Here is a 20,209-nt window from a genome sequence, read left to right on the forward strand (position 1 = left end):
CGCGCGGGGCTAGCCAGCCGGCTGGCTAGCCCCGCGCGGCCATTAAAAGCCCAGGTTGATGCCTACCGTGTAAGTGCGCGCCTGCGGCGCGGTGTAAAAGGTGATGCCCTGGTTGATATTGGCCTGGGTTTGCGATACCCCGCCGCCGTTCACGTAGTCGGTGCTCACCTCGGGGTCCCAGCCAGTGTATTTGGTAAACGTGGCTAGGTTGTAGCCTTGCACGAATATGCGGGCCGATTGCAGGTGGCCCCGCTGGGCAATAGCGCTAGGCAGGTTGTAGCCCAGCACCACCGAGCGCAGGCGGCCGTAATCGCCGTTTTGCACAAAGCGCGACGAAGCGCCGATGCCGTTGCCGCCCAGGTAGGTGGCTTTGGGCACGTTGGTGATGTCGCCGGGCTTCTGCCAGCGGTTTAGCTGGTCGCGGGTCTGGTTATCAGCCCCGTTGTTGAAGCCTACCGAATAGTACTGCGCGCCGCCGTCGTAAATCTGGTTGCCAAACACGCCCACTAGGGTCACCGATAGGTCAATGCCCTTATAAGTAAACGTGTTGGTGAGGCCGCCCGTCCAGCTAGGGTTGGGGTTGCCCACGGGCACGGAGGTCGCCAGGTTAATGTTGGTGGTGGTGCCGCGGTCCAGAGTGCCGTCACTCTTTTGGGTGTTCAGGTAGTAGAGGGCGTTGCCGTTGGCGGGGTCTACGCCCGCGTATTCGGGGCCGATAAACTCGCCCAGCGGCTGGCCGGCGCGGGCCCGGTTAAGCGAGCTGCCCAGGATGTCGGGGCCCGCCAGGTCCAGTATCTTGTTCTGGTTCACGGCGGCGTTCGCGCTGGTCGTCCAGGTGAAATCGCCCACGAAGTTGCGGGTGGTCAGCGACAGCTCCAGGCCTTGGTTGCGCATGCTGCCCACGTTGGTGAAGTACGTGCTGAAGCCCGAGATGCCCGGCACCGGCAGCGAGAGCAGCAGCCCGGTGGTGTTTTTGCGGTAGATGTCAACCTCGCCCGAAATCCGGTTATTGAAGAAGCCGTATTCCAGGCCGGCATCGTACTGCACCGTCGATTCCCAGCTCAGCTGGTTGTTGCCCAGCTGCGAAGGGCGGTCGCCGGGCGTGCCCACGTTTACCTACAACTTCTTGAATTAATGCCGAACGGTTGCGGCATCAGGGTGTGCCACAGGCTGTTTCTGGTCGCTTCCGCTCTTTGAAAAAGAGTGGGTGCTGACCTAGTAGAGGGTTTTTAAGGCGAATGATAGAAAATTAAAAAAATAAAATATTAAAATGATATTTCATGGCATAGTTAAGTAAAAATTATTTAATTCGTATCAATGTCACAATTAGATTAATGATAATGTGTAGTAAAATTTTGAAAATCAACAGGTTAACTCAAAAAATTATTACTATCTGGGTAAGGCGAGGAGTTTTATTGTCACAAAATAACTCAATGTGTCCTTTCTTATATTCTAGCCTTATAGCGTCATTTACATAAGCGGCCGATGATACGGGCGTCTCTTCTTCACTTCTTTTTTCACACAACCCATGCGCTTACCTCTACCTCGATTTCTAGCTCTTAGCATGCTCTTTTCAGGCATTACTTGCTACAGAGCCCTTGCGCAAAATACCTGTGGTAATCTAGTATTTAACGGCGATTTTGAACAGCAAAATGTGTCACCTATATCAGGAACGTGGCGTAATATCGCTTCCGGAACTGCAGTAAATATGGGCAACGAATTAACTGGTTGGAAAGCAACTAACTATTCTGACCCTTGGTATTATGCTACAGACACTTACCCGTATAACTACACTAATCCCTTTACTTCCTCATTTGGTCCTTACACGCCTTATAACTACGACTCTTCGCCCAACGCGCACAATGGTGGCGTGGGCCTAAAAACCTATAGTCGGCCTTGCTGCCCTGATGCTGTTTCTGAGGAATATGTGATGGGTACGCTAACTACCGCGCTAGACCCGAATGCGGAATATTACGGTAGTATGAAAGTTCGTACCGCTGTAAATTCTGATGTGACCCAGTACGCAAATATTGGCTTTGATATTACGCCAACAGACGTAACAGACTATTCTACCCCTTCTACGGCACCATACGGGATAACTTTTACCCCAAGAGGGAAAGGTATTCAAAGCAGCAGTCCTATTACGAGCACGGACTGGACCACGGTAAGTGGTACATTTCTAGGAATAGCTGGTGGAAGATTTATTAACATTGGTAATTTTCAGCCAGATACCTACACAGGTACTGCAAATTATCCGCCACCGAATGGGAACACAAGCTATGCTTACGTGTATATCGACCAAGTGGAGGTATATAAAATACCTAATGCAGGCGTAGCAAGCGCTATAGCGTGCGGCTCTTCCGCAACGATTGGTGAGAATTGTGGTATTCCGGGCGCAACTTATAGTTGGACCGCACGAGGCGCTTCCCAAACATTGCCCTCCAACTCTCAAATTATGGTTAGCCCACCTAATACTACCACGTATGATTTAGTAGTGACATTGCCTAATGGAGCCACTAGGGCTTCCTCTGTGATTGTTACCGTATCAGGAAGTCCATCGACCCCAGGGCAGATTTTCGGAAACCCACAGGTGTGTTACGACCGCACGGGCGATGGCAGAGATAGAACTACACTCACAATTAATACGCCTGCCCCAACTGGTTACTCGTATTACTCGCAGTTGGTAGAGAACGCGACTGGTCGGGTAGTAGATGATAATCTAGATGGTGTTACCCTCTCTAACGGTACATTCAGTTACTTCTTAATAGGCGGCAACTACACGGTAGGTCAATACACGCTACAAGTACGTTACCAACAGGGTACATGCTATGGCGCTTGGCAGACAAGAGCAATTTCTATTATTAGTTGCACAACGCAAGGCGGGCCGTGTACTGGCAGAGGCTGTGATGATGCTATTACGGCCTACCCTAATCCAGCGGCCGAAAGCTTATCCTTACCAGCAGGCACGCAGGAGGCAACTCTTATAAATAGTCAAGGCAATGTGGTACAAGCTAACAACCAGGCAAATGCGCTTGATGTGCATAAGTTGCCAGATGGTCTTTATAATTTGCGTATGAAAAAAGGAGGCAAAGTAATTAATCAACGCATTCAGATTAAGCACTAGTTCTTTTAGTTGTGAACCCCTAGCCTAGTAAGGCTAGGGGTTCTTCATGATTACTCGGCTGCTTTAGGTAGAAATACTTGTTTTGAAATTAGTTAGGAATTCTAAAAAAACGCTTAGCCGTCATGCTGAATACAGTAAGGGATGAATTTCTGTTGCCTTCCTTAACAGATTCATTATCAAGCGAAAAAAGCATAGATAAGTAGATAAAAGCTGTTGCCTAATGCCTTGGCCGCCTGGCTAGCCCTACCTTTGCCGCCACGCATGAAGCCTACTATTCATTACCTTACCACGGCGGCCCAGGTGGCCGACGCGGCGGCCCACTTCGCCACGCTGCCGCGCATCGGCATCGACCTGGAGTTTGACGACAACCGCTACCGCTACGGCCGGCACCTAGCGCTGATTCAAGTATTTGACGGGCAGCAGGTGTACCTCATCGACCCGCTGCCGCTTGAGCCTGAGATGGCCGCTGGCCTGGAGCCGCTTTTCGCCGTGCTGCGCTCGCCCGAAGTGGCCAAGGTTTTCCATTCCTGCAAATCGGACATTCTGCTGCTCGACGAGTTGTTTGGCGTCACGTGCCGCACCATCGTCGACACCAGCGTGCAGTTCACGCTGCTAGCCCTCGAAGACAACAATATTTCGCTCGGCCGCCTCATTCAGAGTGAGTTGGGGTTTGAGGTAGACAAAGGCGAGCAGAAGTCGAACTGGCTGAAGCGCCCCCTCACCGAAGCCCAGAAAGAGTACGCCGCCAACGACGTGCTCTACTTATTTGAGCTTACCGACCGCCTCACCGCCCGCCTGCAAGAGCAGGGCCGCGCCCAGTGGGCCCAGGAAGAAAACCACGCTCTGGAGGCCGTGCGCTACGGCCGCGGTGAGCTGCGCCCGCACCTGCGCCTGGCCGGCAAATACCGCATCACGCCCCAGGAGCTGCCACTGTTTCGGGAGCTATACGCCCTGCGCGACCGCCTGGCCCGCCAACTCGACCGCCCCAGCTACATGGTGCTCAGCAACGACCGGCTGGCCGAAATCACGCGCCAGCCCATTGCCTCGCACGGCGCCCTGCGCAATGCCGGCGGCCTGCACCCCGAGCTAAAGCGCGCGCCCTACGCCGACGAGCTAGTGGACCTGGCCACCGCCGAGCTAGCCCCCGATGGCCCCCTGCCCGCCGACCAGCGCCGGCCGCAGCCCTTCCGCCGCCGCTTCGGTGGCCCTGTAGCGGCCCGCGCCGAAGCCCGCGAAGCGCTGCTGACGAGCCTCAAAAACCACCTGGCGGCCGACTACAGCCCCGTGCTGGCCAATACGGTGCTCAGCAACCGCCTCATTGGCGATGTGGTGGAGCAGGGCAGCCTGGCCGCGCTGCGCCCCTGGCAGCGCCAGCTGCTGGGCGAAACCGCCGGCCAGCACGGCCTGGCCATTGCAGAGTTGGAAGAGCCCCTGCAGGGCTAGCCCGCCGATTGTAATCCATAAACGTCCGTCATGCCAGCTGGCGTCCGCTTGTCGAAGCATCTTTACCGCACCGCTAGGGTCTGTAACCTAGCGAAAGTGGTGGAGATGTTTCGACAAGCGGACGCCAGCTGGCATGACGTTCTTGTTTATGCGTTGGGCTGTCTTTTGCTGCTTACCCCGCCCGCCCTAGCCCAGGAAAGCCCAACGCTACGCGGCCGGGTGCTCGATGCCGAAACCCACCAGCCTATTCCGAATGCGCAGGTAGGCATCGGGAGTAACCGGCTGGGCACCAGCACCAACCAGCAGGGGCGGTTTGCCCTGCGCGTGCCCGCCGCCTACCAGGCCAGCGAGCTGGAGGTGGCGCTGCTGGGCTACCGGCCCTACCGCCGCCCGCTGCCGCCGCTGCCGGCCCCCGAGCTGCTTATCGAACTTCAACTCAGCCCGGCCAGCCTGGGTACGGTCACCGTTACGGCTTCGGCCGAGGGGATTATCCGGGAGGCGGTGGCCCGCATTCCGCGCAACTACCCGGTGCGGCCCAGCCAGCTCACGGGCTTCTACCGCGAGTCGGACGACGAAGCCACGCGCCAGCGCTACGACTACCTGGTGGAGGGCGTGCTGCGGGTGCACAAGGCGGGCTATCAGCACCCCGGCGACCCCGGCGCCGTGCAGGTGCTCGAATCGCGCCGGGTTGACCTGCGCCCCGCCCTGCCCGACTCCGTGCTAGCCCCCATCGACTGGGTGGCCGGGGCCTTGGTGCCCCAGCGCTTCGATTTTGTGCACACCCGGGCCGAGTTTATCAGTGCCGCTCATTTTAAAGAGTATCAGTACCGCTTCAGCCCGCAGACCACTTTTCAGGGGCGGGCGGTGTACGTTATCACCTTCGAGCCCCGGCCGGGCACCCGCCGGGCCAATTTTGCGGGCGAGGTGTACATCGACGAGCGCAGCTACGCTTTTCTGGGAGCCCGCTGGCACCGCACGCCGGCCGGTATCCGGCGCGAGCGGCTGCTGGTGTTTGACGCGCGCGAGCGCGCATACCGGGCCGATTATCAGCCCTACGCGGGCCGGTATTATCTGAAAAGTATCTGGTACAACACGCTAGGGCAGCCGCAGGCCGGGCGGGTGCGCCACCACCTGGCCGAGTTCGTGACCACGGCCATCGACACGGCCCAGGGCCCGTCGCCCGGCTACCAGGAGCGCAGCCAGTACGCCGACGTTTTTTTGCGCAACCCCGTGCCCTACGATTCGGCTTTCTGGCAGCACTATACCACCGTGCTGCCCTCGCAGGCGCTGCTCGACCAGGCCCGCCAGCGCCAGGCCGATACGCTGCTGCGCCGGCCTGCGCCCGCAGGCTCCTCACCCGCCCCAGAGGCTAAAAAGTGGCGCCTGCTGCGCCACCTGCGCTACACCTACGCGGGCGGGCTGCTGCCGGTGGCCGTGCCCGCCGCCGCCCTGCGCGTGGTGCTGGCGCCCGGTGGCTCGGGCTTTCGGGCCGAGGCGCGGGCTAGCACGGCGCCCCAGCGGGTGGCCGCCTACTATGGCTTTGGCGCGCAACTCGACCTGGCAGGTGGGCTGAATATATATGCCACCTCGCGCAGCGTGCTGGGCCAGATGCGCGGCGATGGCTGGGAAGCCGGCTTGGGCTACGAGCGCCAGCTGAACCCACGGGGCCGCCCGCTGCACGGCCGCGCCGGGCTGGCTTACCTGCGCCAAAGCGTGGGCCAGGAGCTAGGCACCTTCGCCAACCCCGACGCCAGCCTGCGCCTGGCCGGCACCCCGCTGGCCGCCGATGAGCTTACGCTCTCGCTCCAGACCATCACCGATGCCCTGCTGCCCCGGCTAGGGCTGGGGCTGGAAATCAACCGCCGCTGGGAGGCCGTGGCCGACCTGGGCTACGTGCTGCCGCTGCGCACCCGCGCCCAGCTTTTGGTAGAAGAGAAAAAAGGCTTTTTCAGCTTTAATGCTCACGCCGCCGACCTCGACCTGCCGGCCGCCGAGGCGCAGGTGGCGGTGGGGGGCCAGCCCGCCACGGGCGGGCCGTGGCAGCTGGGGCACCCGTTGCTAAGCATAGGCGTGCTGTACCGGCTTGGGCAATAAAGCTGGGCGGCCACGTTAATTTTGACGAATGCGCGGGCAAGTTGCCCAGCACCTTTGCCACCTACATGACTGAGCCCGTGCTGCCCGAGCCTCCTTTGCTGCCCGCCGCGCCGCGCCCGCGCCGGGTGGGGCTAGCGGTAGCCGCCGTGCTGCTGGGGCTGCTGGCCGCCGGGGCCGGGCTGGCCTGGCATTTTCTCTGCCGCTCCAATGTGCCTGCCGCCGTAGATGGCCCGGCCTATCTCTACATCCGGCGCGGGGTGGGCCTGAACGCCGTGCTCGACTCGCTGCGCCGGCCGGGCCAGCTGGCCCGGCCCCAGGATTTTGCCCGCGTGGCGCGCTGGCGGGGCTTTGGCACGGCGGCCCACCCCGTGCAACCCGGCCGCTACACGCTGCCCGCCGGGCTGGGCAACCTGGCGCTGCTGCGCCTGCTCGAAAGCGGCCGCCAGGATACGCTGGCCTTTACCCTTAAGCCTTTCCACTACCTGCCGCAGCTGCCCCGCCAGGCCGGCCGCCAGCTTAGTACCGACACGGTGCTGCTGCATAAGCTGCTGCTGGACAATGCGTACTTGCTGACTCGCTACGGCCTCGACACGGCTACGGTGCGCACCTTGTTTATTCCGGGCACCTTGCGGCTGTGCTGGCCCACGCCGGCGCCGGCGTTTCTCGATTCGGTGGCGGCGCGCCACCGCCGCTTTTGGACCAGCCGGCGCCTGGCCGAGGCTGATTCCTTGCAAATGAGCCCGGTGCAGGTAAGCGTGCTCGCCAGCATCGTGCAGCGCGAAACGGCCCAGCCCACCGATAAGCCGCTCATCGCGGGCGTGTACCTCAACCGCCTGCGCCGGGGCCAGCCCCTGCAAGCCGACCCCACCCTGCTGTGGCCCCTGCACGGCCTGGGCACCCGCAAGCGCGTGCTGAACGTGGACAAGAAAGTTGACTCGCCCTACAATACCTACCGCCACAAAGGGCTGCCGCCCGGCCCCATCACCACGCCCTTCCCGCAGGCCCTGGATGCCGTGCTGCGCCCGGCGCACCACAACTTTGTGTTCTTCTGCGCCCGGCCCGACGGCAGCGGCTTTTCTGACTTCAGCGAAACCTTTGCCCAGCACAAGGCCTTCGCCCGCCGCTTTCAGCACCACCTGGATAGCCTGAAAATCAAGCGCTAGCCATTCAATTGCCGTGGTTTATGCCAAGGCAATTACTTAACAGTCAGCAATCAATAAGTACTTTATGCGCCTCGTTATTCAGCGCGTCCGCGAAGCTTCCGTCACGGTCGAGAACACCATTACGGGCCAGATTGGCCCGGGCCTGCTAGTGCTGGCCGGCTGCGCGCCGGCCGATAATGAAGCCAGCCTGGCCTGGATGGCGCGCAAGCTGGTGGCCCTCCGCATTTTCAATGATGACCAAGGCCAGATGAACCGCAGCGTGCGCGACGTGGGCGGCCAAGTGCTGGTAGTCAGCCAGTTTACTCTGCTGGCCGATGCGCGCAAGGGCAACCGGCCTAGCTACATCGGCGCCGCCCCGCCGGCCGTGGCCGAGCCGCTCTACGAGCGCTTTGTGGCCCTGGTGGCGCAGGAGCTGGGCCAGCCGGTGCCCACGGGCATCTTCGGGGCCGATATGCAGGTGCGCCTGCTCAACGACGGCCCGGTAACGATAGTGCTTGATTCGCCGGCTACTTAAAAAACTGACAATATGACTATTGACCAAGCCCAGGCCACCGTTGATGAGTGGATAAATACGACCGGAGTGCGCTACTTCAGCGAGCTTACCAACCTGGCCATCCTTACCGAAGAGGTGGGGGAGGTGGCCCGCCTCATTGCCCGGCAATACGGCGAGCAGTCATTTAAGGAGTCGGACAAAGGCCGTGAGCTGGGTGATGAGCTGGCCGACGTGCTGTTCGTGGTTATCTGCCTGGCCAACCAGACGGGCGTTGACCTCACCGAAGCCCTGGCCCGCAACCTGGCTAAGAAAACCCAGCGCGATGCCACCCGCCACCGCGACAACCCGAAATTGGCTGGGTAGTGGGTGATTGGGACAAGGAGAGCAATTGGAAGTAAGTAACGTCATGCTTCACTGCGTTCAGCATGACACTCATTATTCAATTATCCGTTACTCGCACGACCTCAATTACTCTTATCTACCCAATGAACCCCCAGCTAGCCCGCCTGGCCGCCGTGGCGGCGCAGCCCAGCCGCCGCATTATCGGCCTCATGTCGGGTACTTCGCTCGATGGCCTCGATGTGGCCCTGTGCCGCTGCACCGGCCACGGCGCGGGCCTGCGCGTGGTGCTGGAGCAGTTTGCCACCGTGCCATATGAGGCTGATTTTCAGCAGCGGCTGCGCGCCATCAGCCAGCCCACGGTGCAGCTGCAAGATGTGGTGCTGCTGCACGCCGAGGTGGCGCGGCGCCATGCGGCTGTGGTGCAGCAGTGCCTGCGCGGCTGGCAGCTAGCCCCCACCGACATCGATGTGCTGGCCAGCCACGGCCAAACCATCTGGCACGCGCCGCGCCACCAGCACGGCCGCACCGATTTTGCCCATCATGCCACGCTGCAAATCGGCGACGGCGACCACCTGGCCCGGCTCACGGGTATTCTCACGCTGTCCGATTTTCGGCAGAAGCACGTGGCCGCCGGCTACGAGGGCGCGCCGCTAGCCCCATTCGCCGACGAGCTGCTGTTTCGCCGGCCGGGCGCCAGCCGCCTGCTGCTCAACCTGGGCGGCATTGCCAACTTCACGCTGCTGCCTGCCGATGGCGGCCCCGCGCAAGCCACCGACACCGGCCCCGCCAACACCTTGCTCGACTACGTGGTGCGCCGGCACTACCCCGGCCAGCCCTACGACGCGGGCGGGCGCCTGGCCGCCCAGGGCCGCCCCCACGCCGGGCTGCTGGCGGCCTTGCGCAGCCACCCTTTCTTCGGGGCGCCCTGCCCTAAAACCACCGGCCCCGAGCTTTTTTCGCCGGCATATTTAAGCGAATGCCAGCGCCTGGCGGGCGCCGAAAACCTGCCCGCGCCCGACTTGCTGGCTACGCTCGTTGAGCTAACGGCCGGCGCCGTGGCCCAGGCTGCCCGGCAGTACCTGGGCCCGGCGCCGGCGGCCGACATCCTGGTGAGCGGCGGTGGCGCCCACAATGCAACGCTGCTGGCGGCCCTGGCCCGCCACCTGCCCGGCAGCCGCCTGCTCAGCACCGCCGAGGCCGGCGTGCCGCCCGATGCCAAGGAAGCCGTGCTCTTTGCCGTGCTGGCCAACGAAACGCTGGCCGGCCACCCGGCGCTCAGCCTCGGCAAAATCTCGCTGCCCGGCTAGGCCCGCCCCAATCAGTAGCGCAGGCGCTCAAGCTGCGGCGGCCAGCGGTGCGCGAAAAAGCGCCTCATCGAGCACCGCGCACAGAGGCGAGCTGCAAATATAAATTATTTATAAATTATTGATAGTCAATAAGATGCTAGCCTGGGTTGTTGGCTGCTAGCGCCGCCGCAGGCCAAAGCCCAGCACGGCCCGCGCCGTGGTATCGCGAAACGTGACTTCGAGCAGCACCGGGGGCGGGCGCCGCGCCGAGTCGCTGGCAAAAGCAAAGCGGCAAAACCACTGCCCGGGCCGCCGGGCGCTGCCCAGCCGCGCCCCAATTTGGTACAGCTCAATGGCCAGGCCGCGCTGTTGGCTCTGCTGCCACAGGGGCCGCGCTGCCCGCTCAAAGGCAGGCTGGGGCACGGCCGCCCGCACCTCGGGGGCTAGCCGGGGGTAGGCCGCCGCGTAATCGGCGCGCAATACTTCCTGCAAAAAGCGCCGGGCTACCTGCGCCTGCGTGGGGACAGGGGCGCGGGCCCAGGTGCCCAGGGCCAGCCCAGCCAGTAGGAGCATGGCCCCTGCCAGCCACCCCGGCCAGGCCCTTGCCCCCCCAGAATACCGATAGCTCATTGCCAAAAATACGGCCAGGGCCAGCCCCGCTACTCGATAATTACCCGGCGCGTCGCATTCAGCCCGGGGCCGGTGAGACGGAGTAGGTACACGCCGGCCGCCAGGCCGGCAGTGGGCAGCTCGGCCTGCTGGCTGCGGCCCGGCAGCAGGGACAGGCTTTGCGTGCGGACGGCCTGGCCCAGGCTGTTGCAGAGGGTCAGCGTGGCCTCGGCCTGCGGGCCCGGGCCGCTGAGCTGCACGCGCAGCGGGGCGGGGCTAGCCACCGGCACGGGCAGCACCCGCAGGTCGTAGCCGGCCAGCTGCTCGCGGGTAGTCAGGGAGGTGCCGCTTACCGATAGAGTGCTATAGTTCAAATTGTTAGTCAGGTCAACTTCGTCGAGCTGCTTTAGGTAGTCGGCCACAAACAGCACGTAGTAGCGGCCGGTGGGCGTGGCGGCCGGCACCACAAAGGAGCCCGCCACGAGCGCCGAGGCGCCGGCCGCTACGGCAGCGGTGGGGGCGCTGCCCAGCAGCACATCGCTGGGGCTTAGCACCGGGTCGGCAGAAAGGTAGTAGCCTACTTTAGAGGCCGCCGCCGGGCCGGGGCCCACGTTGTTGACGTAGTTTTCGGTGGCGACCTGGCCCCCGGCCAGCACCTGCCGCACGCCGAGGTAGGGCAGGGGGTTGGCCAGCACGGCGAGGTCGGGGCGTGGGGCCGTTATTTCCAGCGGGGCGGCGCGCACGTTGTTGGTTTCGTCGGTTTCGGCAAACTCGTTCAGGTAGTCGGCCACGCCTAGCACGTAGTATTGGCCGGGGGGCATGGTGCGCGGCACGCTTACCTGGCTGGTATAGTGGTTGTAGTAGCTGGGAAAGAGCGCATTGCCGCCAGAAACCTGGTCGTTGCCTATCAGCACGTCGTCGGCACTCAGCGCCTGGTCGGTGGATAAGTAGAACCCGACGGCCGGCGTGTAGGCCGGGGTGCTGCCCAGGTTCTGGAAGTAGTACGCTACCTGCGCCTGCGTGCCGGCCGATAGCCGGCCGGGAGTTACGTCGAAATTATAAGGCAGCGTCAAATCGACCACTGGCCTGCCCAGCTGCATGGGCACCGCAAAAATATTGTTCGCTTCGTTGGTTTCGGCTACCTGGTGCAGGTAGTCGGCCACGAATAGCAGGTAGTAGGCCCCCGGCGCGGTGCCCGGTGGCACAATGAGCGGCGCAAAGGGCGAGTCTTGCAGCAGCTGGCTGCCGCCCCCTGCCAGCGCGCCAGCCACCTTAGCGCTCAGTAGCAGGTCGTCGGGGCTGAGCTGGTTGTCGGCCGAGAGGTAGTAGCCCACCGTGGCGGGGTAGGCCGTGGTAGTGCCCAGGTTGGCTAGGGTATACTCGATGAGGAGGGGCGTGCCCACCGCCGGGCTATAAGCGCTGGCCAGCCTGGCCTTACTCACGGCCAGGTCGATGTCGGGCACCACTACGTTGAAAGACAGCGCTACTACGTTGTTGTTCTCATTGCTCTCCGCCAGCTCGTGGCGGTAGTCGGCCACCAGCAGCAGGTAGTGCTTGCCCAGCGCAGTGCCCGCCGGAATGGGGAGGGTAAGATTGAGATACCCTGGCGCAACAAACAAATAAGAAGGCTGAATAGGGCCTAGCGTGCGGTGGGCGAGCAGTACATCATCCGGGCCAAGAACCGGGTCATCGGAGAGGTAAATGCCGGTGGTGGCCGAGTCGAGCGGGGCGCTGCCTTCGTTGCGCAGCTCGGCAGAAAGCTGCACGGTGCTGCCCGCCGCCGGCTGGTTGGGCGCCAGGCTGCGGTAAGCGCTGAAAGCCAAGTCAGTAACCGGCCCACCTACCACTAGCTTGCGTGCAAGGACGTTGTTTTGCTCATCCTGCTCAATTACCTGGTCGAGGTAGTCGGCCGCAAACAGCAGGTAGTAGGTGCCCGGCGCAGTGCCCGGCGGCACGCTCACGTTGCCCGCCAACTGCTCAAACGTGCTGTTGGCCGGCAGCTTGGCGGCCACGCTGCCCAGCAGCTGGTCATCAGGGCCAAGCGTTGCATCGGTCGAGAAGTAGTAGCCCATCCGCGACGCGCTGGCCGGCACCTGCCCCAGGTTTTGCAGGCGGCTAAAGAAGACGATAGAAGTTCCTTCCGTAATAAAAGGTGGCGGGTAGAGGGCCACCTCCGTGATGGCCAGGTCTACGTTTGGCACGCGGCCCAGCACCGTCAGGGGCGCCGCGCCGATATTGTTTGCTTCGTTGGCATCTGGCAGCCGGCCATTGGCCTGCGCCACGCAGAGCACGTAGTACGCCCCGGGCGTCGTGCTCGCCGGAATAATGAGAAACCGCTGGTCAACGGCCAGGTTGCCGGCCGCCACCGGCGAGGTAGTGGGGTTGTAGGTAGAGGCGTCTACCTCAAGCGGCACATCGTTGGTGCTCAGCTGGTTGTCGGTAGAGAGGTAATAGGCCAGGCGGTAAGGCGTGAGCCCGCCCGCCAGGTTGAGCACTGTTGACTGGCTCGTCAGCAAATCGCCGGCCAGGGCGCGGGCGGGCGATAAAAGCAGGCCCTGCATCACCAGGTCCGGGGGCGGGGGCGCACCCGTCTGGCAGCTGATGGTAGCGGCCAGCCCGCGCCGGGGCTGGCCCCCGTAGCTCGACAGCACTACCGTGAGCGCGCCCGTGCTGCCGGTGGCATACACCGTGAGCCCGCTTCGGGAAGCCCGGCAAATCAGCGGCGCGTTGGTGTCGGGGCCGTCGTAGACCTGCACGTAGGTGCGCGTGCTGTCCAGCTCTACCAGCGCAAACTCCAGCTTAAGCTTGGCGCCCGCCGTGCCCGGCAGCAGCGTCAGGCTGCCTTGCGCGTCCGCGTCGTACGGGGCATTCGGGCCGCCGTCGTCGTAGAGCGTGCCCGCGCAGGTAGTGTAGCTGGCCGTGCCCGTAGCAGGCAGCAGGTAGCTCTGGGCGCGCAGCCGGGCCGGGTGCAGGGCTAGCAGGCCGGCCAGCAGCAGCAGTACTTTAGGCAGAAAAGTAAAGTTTTTCACCAAATAGTAGTGATTGGTAAGTAGATAAGCTTTCAGAGAATGAAGGTAGCAGCGCTCAACGCAAAACGCCCGCTACTCGGCGAGCAGCGGGCGTTTTCAGCGCGGGCAGGGGCTAGCCCGGCCGGGCGCTACTCCTCGGTTTCCTTGGGCACCAGTACAAACACGTCCTCGCCGGGGCGCTTCATGAGGTACTTCTCGCGGGCAAATTTTTCGAGCAGGGCCGGCGAGCTAAGCAGCTCGGCGCGGTCTTTCTTCACGCTCTCAATATTGGCTTCGTAGTAATCTTTCTCGGCCCGCAGCTCGCGCCACTTGTGGTACATGTCGTACTGCTTGCTGAGGTCGTTGGAGTCGAACACGGCCATCCACACCACAAAGCCCGCGGCCGTGAGAAAGTAGAAATTGCGCAGTACGCGCAGCACGGGGCTAAGGAAAGCAGGAAGCTGCATGAGTTGAGGGTAACTGAATACAAAAGAACGTCATGCTGAGCAAAGTGAAGCATCTCGCCTGGTTAGTAATTCTAACGGTTCGGTAGAGATGCTTCGACAAGCTCAGCATGACGTTCTTACTTACCGGGCTGGCTAGCCCGGCGGCATTACCTACATTTTCTTGCCGGGGAAATAAGCGGTTTCGCCCAGCTCTTCCTCGATGCGGAGCAGCTGGTTGTACTTGGCCATGCGGTCGGAGCGCGAAGCCGAGCCGGTCTTAATCTGGCCGGTGTTCAGGGCCACGGCCAGGTCGGCGATGGTGCTGTCTTCGGTTTCGCCCGAGCGGTGGCTCATGATGGACTTGTAGCCGTTGCGGCGGCCCAGGTTCACGGCATCAATCGTTTCGGTGAGGGTGCCAATCTGGTTTACCTTGATGAGGATGGCGTTGGCAATGTGCTCATCGATACCGCGTTGCAGGCGGTCTACATTGGTTACGAACAGGTCGTCGCCCACGAGCTGGATTTTCTTGCCCACCTGGTCGGTGATGCTCTTCCAGCCCGCCCAGTCGTCCTCGGCTAGGCCGTCTTCGATGCTGATGATGGGGTATTTCTTGGTCCACTCCACCCAGTAGCTCACCATTTGCTCGGGCGTCAGCTTGTCGCCGGTGCTCTTCTTGAAGTGGTAGTGGCCATCCTCGAAGAACTCGGAAGCCGCGGGGTCTAGCGCAATCATCACCTGCTCGCCGGGCTTGTAGCCGGCCTGCTCAATGGCTTGCAGCACGATTTGAATAGCCTCCTCATTGCTCTGAATATCAGGAGCAAAGCCGCCTTCGTCACCTACGTTGGTGCTGTAGCCCTTCTTCTTCAGCACGCCCTTGAGGGTGTGGAAGATGTCGGTGCCCCAGCGCAGCGCCTCGCTGAACGAGCTGGCGCCCACCGGCATTACCATAAACTCCTGGAAGTCAATCTTGTTGTCGGCGTGCGAGCCGCCGTTCAGGATGTTCATCATGGGCACGGGCAGGGTAGTAGCGCCCACGCCGCCCACGTAGCGGTACAGCGGCTGGCCCAGCTCCTGCGCGGCGGCGCGGGCGGCGGCCAGGCTCACGCCCAGGATGGCGTTGGCGCCGAGGTTGCCCTTGTTGGGCGTGCCGTCAAGCTCGCGCATGATTTTGTCAATCAGCGACTGCTCATATACCGAGAAGCCAATCAGCTCTTCGGCAATCTTAGAGTTCACGTTCTCAACGGCTTTCAGCACGCCTTTGCCCTGGTAAACGGCCTTGTCGCCGTCGCGCAGCTCCACGGCTTCGTGCACGCCGGTGCTGGCGCCCGAGGGCACGGCGGCGCGGCCCACGGTACCCGAGTCAGTGGTTACGTCAACTTCGATGGTGGGATTGCCGCGCGAATCGAGAATCTGGCGGGCATGAATGGCTGCGATGTAGCTCATGGGTGTTAAAAGAAGATGAGAGCTGCAAATGTAGCCCGCTCGTTTGGAGAACGGCGTACAATTTCGTGGGGCTTCGCAAACGTTGCCGGGGCCGGGCACCAAAACCTGCTAGCCGCGGCAGGCTGCTGGCCGGCCAAGGGCTGCCAGCTGCTCGCCGCGCCATTTACCCGCGAATTACGCTTATTTTCGGCAGCATGAAAGCAGTAGCCTAGCCCACGCCCGCACGCCATGACACCCGAAGCCGAGCCCGAAACCTTTTGTCCCGCTAGCCCTCAGCACTGGCGCGAGTGGCTGCAAGCGCACCACGCCGAACGGCAGTTCATCTGGCTGATTTACCACAAAAAGAATTCGGCCACGCCTTCCCTCACCTGGAGCCAGGCGGTGGATGAGGCGCTCTGCTTTGGCTGGATAGACAGCCGGGCGCAGCCCCTGGACGCCGAGCGCTACCGGCAGTTTTTCAGCCGCCGCAAGCCCGGCAGCGGGTGGTCGAAGGTCAATAAAGCCAAAATCGAGCGGCTGATTGCGACGGGCCTGATGACCCCGGCCGGCTTGGCTAGCATCGAAGCGGCGAAGCAAACCGGCGCCTGGACCCTGCTGGACGACATAGAGGAGCTGCGAATTCCCGCCGACCTGGCCCAGCAGCTGCAAGCCCGGCCGCTAGCCGCCAGCTACTTCGAAAGCCTAAGCCGGACCGACAAGCGCAACATCTTGCAGTGGCTGGTGCTGGCCAAGCGCCCGGCCACGCGCCAAAAGCGACTTGCCGAAATTGTGGAGCTAGCCGCCCAGCAGTTGAAGCCTGCGCAATTCCGGGGCCGCAAAAGCCCGTCCTAAGCTTCTTTGCCGGTTGGTGCCAGCTCGGCCAGCACCTCGGCTAGCCGCGCAAATAGCACCTCGTTACCGTTTTGGCGGTAGCTGGCCAGGGCCGCCTCAAACTGCGGCAGGCCAGCCAGAAAGGCCTGCACATTGGCGGGCGTGATGGCCTCGAAATGGCGGCCGTAGCCGCGCTTTTCAATCTCGGCCGCGTTCAGCCACTGCTCGAACTGGGCCGGAATGGGCACCGCGCACACCGGCTTGTGCAGGTACACGGCCTCCGAAATCAGTGAGAAGCCGCCGTTGGTGAGCACTGCCCGGCTAGCCGCCAGCTCGGCAATAAAGCCTGCCTCGGAGAAGGGCCGCAGCAGCACGTTGCCGTGCGCCTCGTCTTTGTTGAAGCCATACACGCGAAATTCCTGCTCTGGCAGCTGCTGCAAAATATCAATTAAATCGGCCTGCGTGGTGGCCGATTGGTATACCAGCACGTAGTCGCCGGTGGTGGGGCTGGCGGCCTGGATTTCGGGCCTGATTATGCTGGGCACCAGCGTAGTGCGCTCGGCGTAGCGCAGGCGCAGCGGCAGCTCAAAAAATGTGGTGATGAGGTAGTGCCGGGCGCGCGGCAGCTTGGCCCGCACGATGTAGCGGGCCAGGTCGTAGTTTTCGCGCTCGGCGGCGGGCACCGTTACGTCGAGGTGGGCGCGGCTGATAATCTGCATGTTATCGATGCTGATGACCGGCACCCGCAGCAGCTTGGCAAAAAAGTAGCTGAACGACTCGAAGTCAGAAATCACGACCTCGGGCCGGAAGCCGTGCAGCAGCTGCCGGTACTGCCGGAAGTTGACTTGCAGCGCCTCGGGCGCCGAGCGCAAGGTGAGGCTCACCGTGCGCGACTTCGACACCGTGAGCTGTTTATAAGCCAGGTGAAAGCCCTTTATTTCGAGCACCCGGCCGGGAAACGCTTTGTCGAGCAGCGCGAAAGCCCGCGAGCTGCTGACGGCGCGCACATCGTGCCCCTGGGCCAGTAGCCAGGCAATGAGGACTTTGCTGCGGGTGGCGTGGCCGAGGCCCTCGCCGGGCACGCCGTAGAGGATGGTCATGGGAAGCTAGCCGGAAAAAAGAGGCGGCTGGTAAAGGTAAAGCGGCGGGCCCGGCCTGGGTAGGTCGATGGAAGCGGTGCGTTGAGCGATGGGAGCGGGCCTACCGGCCGGGCAGCCGTTTCTTGCGCCGCCAAAGAGGCCGGATTGGCCCGGTTTTAGTTTCGCGGCCCGCTACCGGCTTCTTTTGCTGTTTGCTATGATGAATATACCGACTTTTTCTTCGCGTTTTCGCCCCCTGGCCGGCCGTGCGGCGGCCCTTTTGCTGCTGGCGGCCACGGCCTGCACCGCCCCGCGCGGCATCACCACCTCGGGCAAGGTAACGCCGCAGGGCGAGTTTCGGCTGGCCTACAACCAGGGCTTCAACGTGGGCTCGGCGCCGCTGAGCAAGGCGGGCTCGGCCGTGAAAAGCGCGGCTAGCCAGCTGGGCAGCCGGGCCGCCAGCGGCGACACGGTGCGCTACTCGGGTGCCGTGAGCAACGTGCAGGCTGCCGCGCTAGCCTACCTGCTCGACCCCGTGCAAACTACCGCCGACTTCAGCATTCGCTACGGGGTGGTGCCGCGCCTCGATGTGGGCTACAAGTTTGCCTTCGGCTCGCACGTGTTCGATACGCAGTACCAGCTGCTAGGCCCCACTGGCTCGGTCGAAAACCCCGAGCGCGGGGCGGCCAGCGGCACTACCTACGCCAGCATCGGGCTGCAATACGCCATTCAGCGCGCCTCCATCCCCAACCTGCCGCTGCTGGCCGATGTCAATAACCTGCTGGGCCTCACGGCCTCGCGCCACGATATTTTGATTCCACTCACCGTCAGCCAGTCGTTTGGGCCCGAGGAAAGCATTGGGGCCATCAGCTACGGCGCCGTGTACGCGCACTCGTGGGTGAATTATGGTTTCCGGCCCAGCAACCTCTACAACCGGGCCGGCACCGGCGTGCTGCCTACGCTGGAAAACCAGAGCCGCAATTTCTCGTCTTACGGCCTGTTTCTCAACCTCAAACTGGGCTACAAATACGTGTACGTGGTGCCGGCCGTCAGCCTGTATTACCAGAATTACGGCGACTACACTCTGGTCGATGGCAGCACGACCTCGCTGAGCGGCGTCACCTTTATTCCGTCGCTCGGGCTGCAATTCCGCATTCCCAACCTGTCGCGGTAGGTAGATGCCAAAAAAGCGCAAGCCGGAATTGCCTTATCAGCAATTCCGGCTTGCGCTTTTTTAACTTTTTAATACACCTGCACGCGGCTCGTTACCTCCTGCTGGGTGGGGGTTTTCACGCTCATGAGGTAGGTGCCGGGGGCTAGCCCCGCCGTGGGCACGGCCGTGGTGCTGCCCCGAAACGAGCCCGCCGTGAGGGTCTGGCCCAGCAAATTGCGCAGGGTGTAGCTAGCCGCCGTGGCGGGCGCCATAAGCTGCAATTGCAGGCTGCTGCCCGCCGTGATGGGGCTAGGGTACACCCCAAACACCGAAGCCGCCGTCACGTCGCGGGTGCCCAGCACGGTGGTGTAGAAATTGCCGCCGTAGTCGCGGGCCCGGTCGCGCCAGATGCTGTGGTAATGAATCTGGCTCTGAAATACCACCCCGTTCTGGCACACAAACTCAATCCAGACGTTGGGGCCGTCGATGCGGGCATAGTCGGCCTGGGTGGTGAAATTGCCGGTGCCCGAATAGGCGATGTACGTATTGGCCAGCTGCGTTTTATAGTAATTGAGCAGGCTGGCGGCCGTGGCATCGTCGGCGTCATTTATCCAGGGCGCCATGGCGGCTACCACCAGGTCTTGCTGCGCACTGCTGAGCGTGCTGCACTGCAGGCCCACTTTGGTGGCCGGAAAGCCCGTGCTGCCGCCCTCCGTGGTGTTGGGGCCCAGCAGTACGTCGCTGAACGTCTGGCTCAGCTTGGCGGTGGTTTTTTGGGTAGCGGTCAGCCCGCTAATCATCGCCAGCATGGCAGCAGCCTCGCTGCCCAGCGGGGCTACGGTGGTGCCAGTAGGAAAAATATTCGCATTGGCCGTGGTGAAGCTCAGCGGCTCCACGCCCTCAAACTTGGGCGTGGCCCCGGTCACGACGCCGTTGCCAAACGTGATGTTGGTGGCCAGGTGGTGGCCGCCAAATTGCAGCATCCAGGTGCCGGTAGTGGAGGGCGTGCCCAGGAAAGCAATAAAATACAGCCCGCTGCCGTAGCCCGAGCCCCCGCCGTTGGCATTGAGGTAGTCATCGGCGGCCCGAATCTGCTGAATTTCATTGTAGCCTTCGCCCGAAGCTGTGCCGGTAGCGGCCTGCACCACGGCCAGCGCCGCCGTTTGCTGCGCAGTAGTCAGGTTGCTGAGCTGCAGGCCGATGCGGCAGTTGGAGCCGCAAGGCAGGTTCGACCACTTGGCCACGTTGGTCGAGTTAAAGGTTTGCAGCAGCGTGGTTTGCTGGCTCGTACTCAGCGTGGCAATAAAGGTGTTGGCGGCCGTCACCACATCGGCCACCGAACTGGTAGCCTTGGTTGAGGTAGTGCCTTTAGTCGACTTTACGGCAGCCGGGCGAGCGCTGGGGGCCGCCAGCAGCTGGTCGCCGCCGGCCTGGCACACCGAAGCGGCCAGCAGCAGGCTAGTAAGGTAAGTGGTTTTGTTCATGAGAAGAAAAAGTAAAGTGAAGCCAGAAGATGCCAAGGATTGATTTTTGAAAAACTACGGTTGCCCAAGTGATAGGTTTTGTGATATTTGAGAGATAATTATTTGAAAATTAAATAATTATCAAAATTTGTGATGATGAATAATCGATGAGCATCTACTTTAAATCGACCAATTTGCCAGCAGCCTGGCTATAAGCAGGATAGGCCGGGGCTTGCACTGAGCCCCGGGGGCT

At 62.1% G+C, this 20,209-nt stretch carries 16 protein-coding genes; 9 read left to right on the plus strand and 7 right to left on the minus strand.

The window, feature by feature from the left end; genetic code table 11:
* Window positions 1-42: 42 nt before the first annotated feature.
* Complete coding sequence (locus Q5H89_RS07765) at window positions 43-1,110, minus strand: TonB-dependent receptor domain-containing protein (RefSeq protein WP_305018721.1); 1,068 nt, start codon at window positions 1,108-1,110, stop codon at window positions 43-45.
* Between the two features lie 418 nt (window positions 1,111-1,528).
* Here Q5H89_RS07765 and Q5H89_RS07770 point away from each other — a divergent pair, with 418 nt between their 5' ends.
* The 7 genes from Q5H89_RS07770 (at window position 1,529) to Q5H89_RS07800 (ending at window position 9,966) form a co-directional block, all read left to right on the plus strand.
* A complete protein-coding gene (locus Q5H89_RS07770) occupies window positions 1,529-3,124 on the plus strand; it encodes a T9SS type A sorting domain-containing protein (protein WP_305018722.1) in 1,596 nt (531 codons plus the stop codon).
* A 261-nt stretch (window positions 3,125-3,385) separates the two neighbouring features.
* Window positions 3,386-4,567: a ribonuclease D gene (locus Q5H89_RS07775; protein WP_305018723.1), complete on the plus strand. Its 1,182-nt coding sequence runs from the start codon at window positions 3,386-3,388 to the stop codon at window positions 4,565-4,567.
* Between the two features lie 165 nt (window positions 4,568-4,732).
* Window positions 4,733-6,661, plus strand: a complete 1,929-nt coding sequence (locus Q5H89_RS07780; protein WP_305018724.1) for a carboxypeptidase-like regulatory domain-containing protein — start codon at window positions 4,733-4,735, stop codon at window positions 6,659-6,661.
* A 65-nt stretch (window positions 6,662-6,726) separates the two neighbouring features.
* Window positions 6,727-7,824 carry an endolytic transglycosylase MltG gene (locus Q5H89_RS07785; RefSeq protein WP_305018725.1) on the plus strand — a complete coding sequence of 366 codons (1,098 nt, stop codon included), beginning with the start codon at window positions 6,727-6,729 and terminating at the stop codon, window positions 7,822-7,824.
* 64 nt (window positions 7,825-7,888) lie between these two features.
* On the plus strand, window positions 7,889-8,338 hold the full coding sequence (gene dtd / locus Q5H89_RS07790) for a D-aminoacyl-tRNA deacylase (RefSeq protein WP_305018726.1): 450 nt from the start codon (window positions 7,889-7,891) through the stop codon (window positions 8,336-8,338).
* 12 nt (window positions 8,339-8,350) lie between these two features.
* Entirely contained in the window at window positions 8,351-8,680 is a 330-nt protein-coding gene (locus Q5H89_RS07795) for a nucleotide pyrophosphohydrolase (protein ID WP_305018727.1), read from the plus strand.
* A gap of 122 nt (window positions 8,681-8,802) precedes the next feature.
* On the plus strand, window positions 8,803-9,966 hold the full coding sequence (locus Q5H89_RS07800) for an anhydro-N-acetylmuramic acid kinase (RefSeq protein WP_305018728.1): 1,164 nt from the start codon (window positions 8,803-8,805) through the stop codon (window positions 9,964-9,966).
* Window positions 9,967-10,122: 156 nt separating this feature from the next.
* On the opposite strand, the gene Q5H89_RS07805 is transcribed toward Q5H89_RS07800, so the two are convergent.
* From Q5H89_RS07805 to eno, 4 genes are all read right to left on the minus strand, one after another.
* Window positions 10,123-10,518 (minus strand): hypothetical protein, encoded by a 396-nt coding sequence (locus Q5H89_RS07805; RefSeq protein WP_305018729.1) that lies wholly within the window; start codon window positions 10,516-10,518, stop codon window positions 10,123-10,125.
* A gap of 86 nt (window positions 10,519-10,604) precedes the next feature.
* Window positions 10,605-13,583 (minus strand): CARDB domain-containing protein, encoded by a 2,979-nt coding sequence (locus Q5H89_RS07810; protein ID WP_305018730.1) that lies wholly within the window; start codon window positions 13,581-13,583, stop codon window positions 10,605-10,607.
* A 128-nt stretch (window positions 13,584-13,711) separates the two neighbouring features.
* Window positions 13,712-14,029, minus strand: a complete 318-nt coding sequence (locus Q5H89_RS07815; RefSeq protein WP_305018731.1) for an FtsB family cell division protein — start codon at window positions 14,027-14,029, stop codon at window positions 13,712-13,714.
* 150 nt (window positions 14,030-14,179) lie between these two features.
* A complete protein-coding gene (gene eno / locus Q5H89_RS07820; protein WP_305018732.1) occupies window positions 14,180-15,451 on the minus strand; it encodes a phosphopyruvate hydratase in 1,272 nt (423 codons plus the stop codon).
* Window positions 15,452-15,679: 228 nt separating this feature from the next.
* Here eno and Q5H89_RS07825 point away from each other — a divergent pair, with 228 nt between their 5' ends.
* On the plus strand, window positions 15,680-16,282 hold the full coding sequence (locus Q5H89_RS07825; protein WP_305018733.1) for a YdeI/OmpD-associated family protein: 603 nt from the start codon (window positions 15,680-15,682) through the stop codon (window positions 16,280-16,282).
* On the opposite strand, the gene Q5H89_RS07830 is transcribed toward Q5H89_RS07825, so the two are convergent.
* Window positions 16,279-17,361: a glycosyltransferase family protein gene (locus Q5H89_RS07830; RefSeq protein ID WP_305018734.1), complete on the minus strand. Its 1,083-nt coding sequence runs from the start codon at window positions 17,359-17,361 to the stop codon at window positions 16,279-16,281. The two genes, Q5H89_RS07825 and Q5H89_RS07830, sit on opposite strands and share 4 nt — an antisense overlap.
* A gap of 196 nt (window positions 17,362-17,557) precedes the next feature.
* Between Q5H89_RS07830 and Q5H89_RS07835 the strand changes: the two genes are divergently transcribed.
* A complete protein-coding gene (locus Q5H89_RS07835) occupies window positions 17,558-18,514 on the plus strand; it encodes a hypothetical protein (protein WP_305018735.1) in 957 nt (318 codons plus the stop codon).
* 68 nt (window positions 18,515-18,582) lie between these two features.
* Here the strand turns inward: Q5H89_RS07835 and Q5H89_RS07840 are convergent, their stop codons facing one another.
* Window positions 18,583-19,977, minus strand: coding sequence for a DUF3500 domain-containing protein (locus tag Q5H89_RS07840; RefSeq protein WP_305018736.1), 1,395 nt, complete (start codon window positions 19,975-19,977; stop codon window positions 18,583-18,585).
* Window positions 19,978-20,209 lie beyond the last annotated feature (232 nt).

The organism is Hymenobacter cheonanensis (assembly GCF_030581075.1).
GTDB lineage: Bacteria > Bacteroidota > Bacteroidia > Cytophagales > Hymenobacteraceae > Hymenobacter.

Excerpts from the sequence above, each read along its gene's own strand:
- Q5H89_RS07770 (WP_305018722.1), top strand. The coding sequence starts at position 1,529 with ATGCGCTTACCTCTACCTCGATTTCTAGCTCTTAGCATGCTCTTTTCA.
- Q5H89_RS07775 (WP_305018723.1), top strand. The coding sequence starts at position 3,386 with ATGAAGCCTACTATTCATTACCTTACCACGGCGGCCCAGGTGGCCGAC.
- Q5H89_RS07785 (WP_305018725.1), top strand. The coding sequence starts at position 6,727 with ATGACTGAGCCCGTGCTGCCCGAGCCTCCTTTGCTGCCCGCCGCGCCG.
- dtd (WP_305018726.1), top strand. The coding sequence starts at position 7,889 with ATGCGCCTCGTTATTCAGCGCGTCCGCGAAGCTTCCGTCACGGTCGAG.
- Q5H89_RS07795 (WP_305018727.1), top strand. The coding sequence starts at position 8,351 with ATGACTATTGACCAAGCCCAGGCCACCGTTGATGAGTGGATAAATACG.
- Q5H89_RS07800 (WP_305018728.1), top strand. The coding sequence starts at position 8,803 with ATGAACCCCCAGCTAGCCCGCCTGGCCGCCGTGGCGGCGCAGCCCAGC.
- Q5H89_RS07805 (WP_305018729.1), bottom strand. The coding sequence starts at position 10,518 with ATGCTCCTACTGGCTGGGCTGGCCCTGGGCACCTGGGCCCGCGCCCCT.
- Q5H89_RS07815 (WP_305018731.1), bottom strand. The coding sequence starts at position 14,029 with ATGCAGCTTCCTGCTTTCCTTAGCCCCGTGCTGCGCGTACTGCGCAAT.
- eno (WP_305018732.1), bottom strand. The coding sequence starts at position 15,451 with ATGAGCTACATCGCAGCCATTCATGCCCGCCAGATTCTCGATTCGCGC.
- Q5H89_RS07825 (WP_305018733.1), top strand. The coding sequence starts at position 15,680 with ATGACACCCGAAGCCGAGCCCGAAACCTTTTGTCCCGCTAGCCCTCAG.
- Q5H89_RS07830 (WP_305018734.1), bottom strand. The coding sequence starts at position 17,361 with ATGACCATCCTCTACGGCGTGCCCGGCGAGGGCCTCGGCCACGCCACC.
- Q5H89_RS07835 (WP_305018735.1), top strand. The coding sequence starts at position 17,558 with ATGATGAATATACCGACTTTTTCTTCGCGTTTTCGCCCCCTGGCCGGC.
- Q5H89_RS07840 (WP_305018736.1), bottom strand. The coding sequence starts at position 19,977 with ATGAACAAAACCACTTACCTTACTAGCCTGCTGCTGGCCGCTTCGGTG.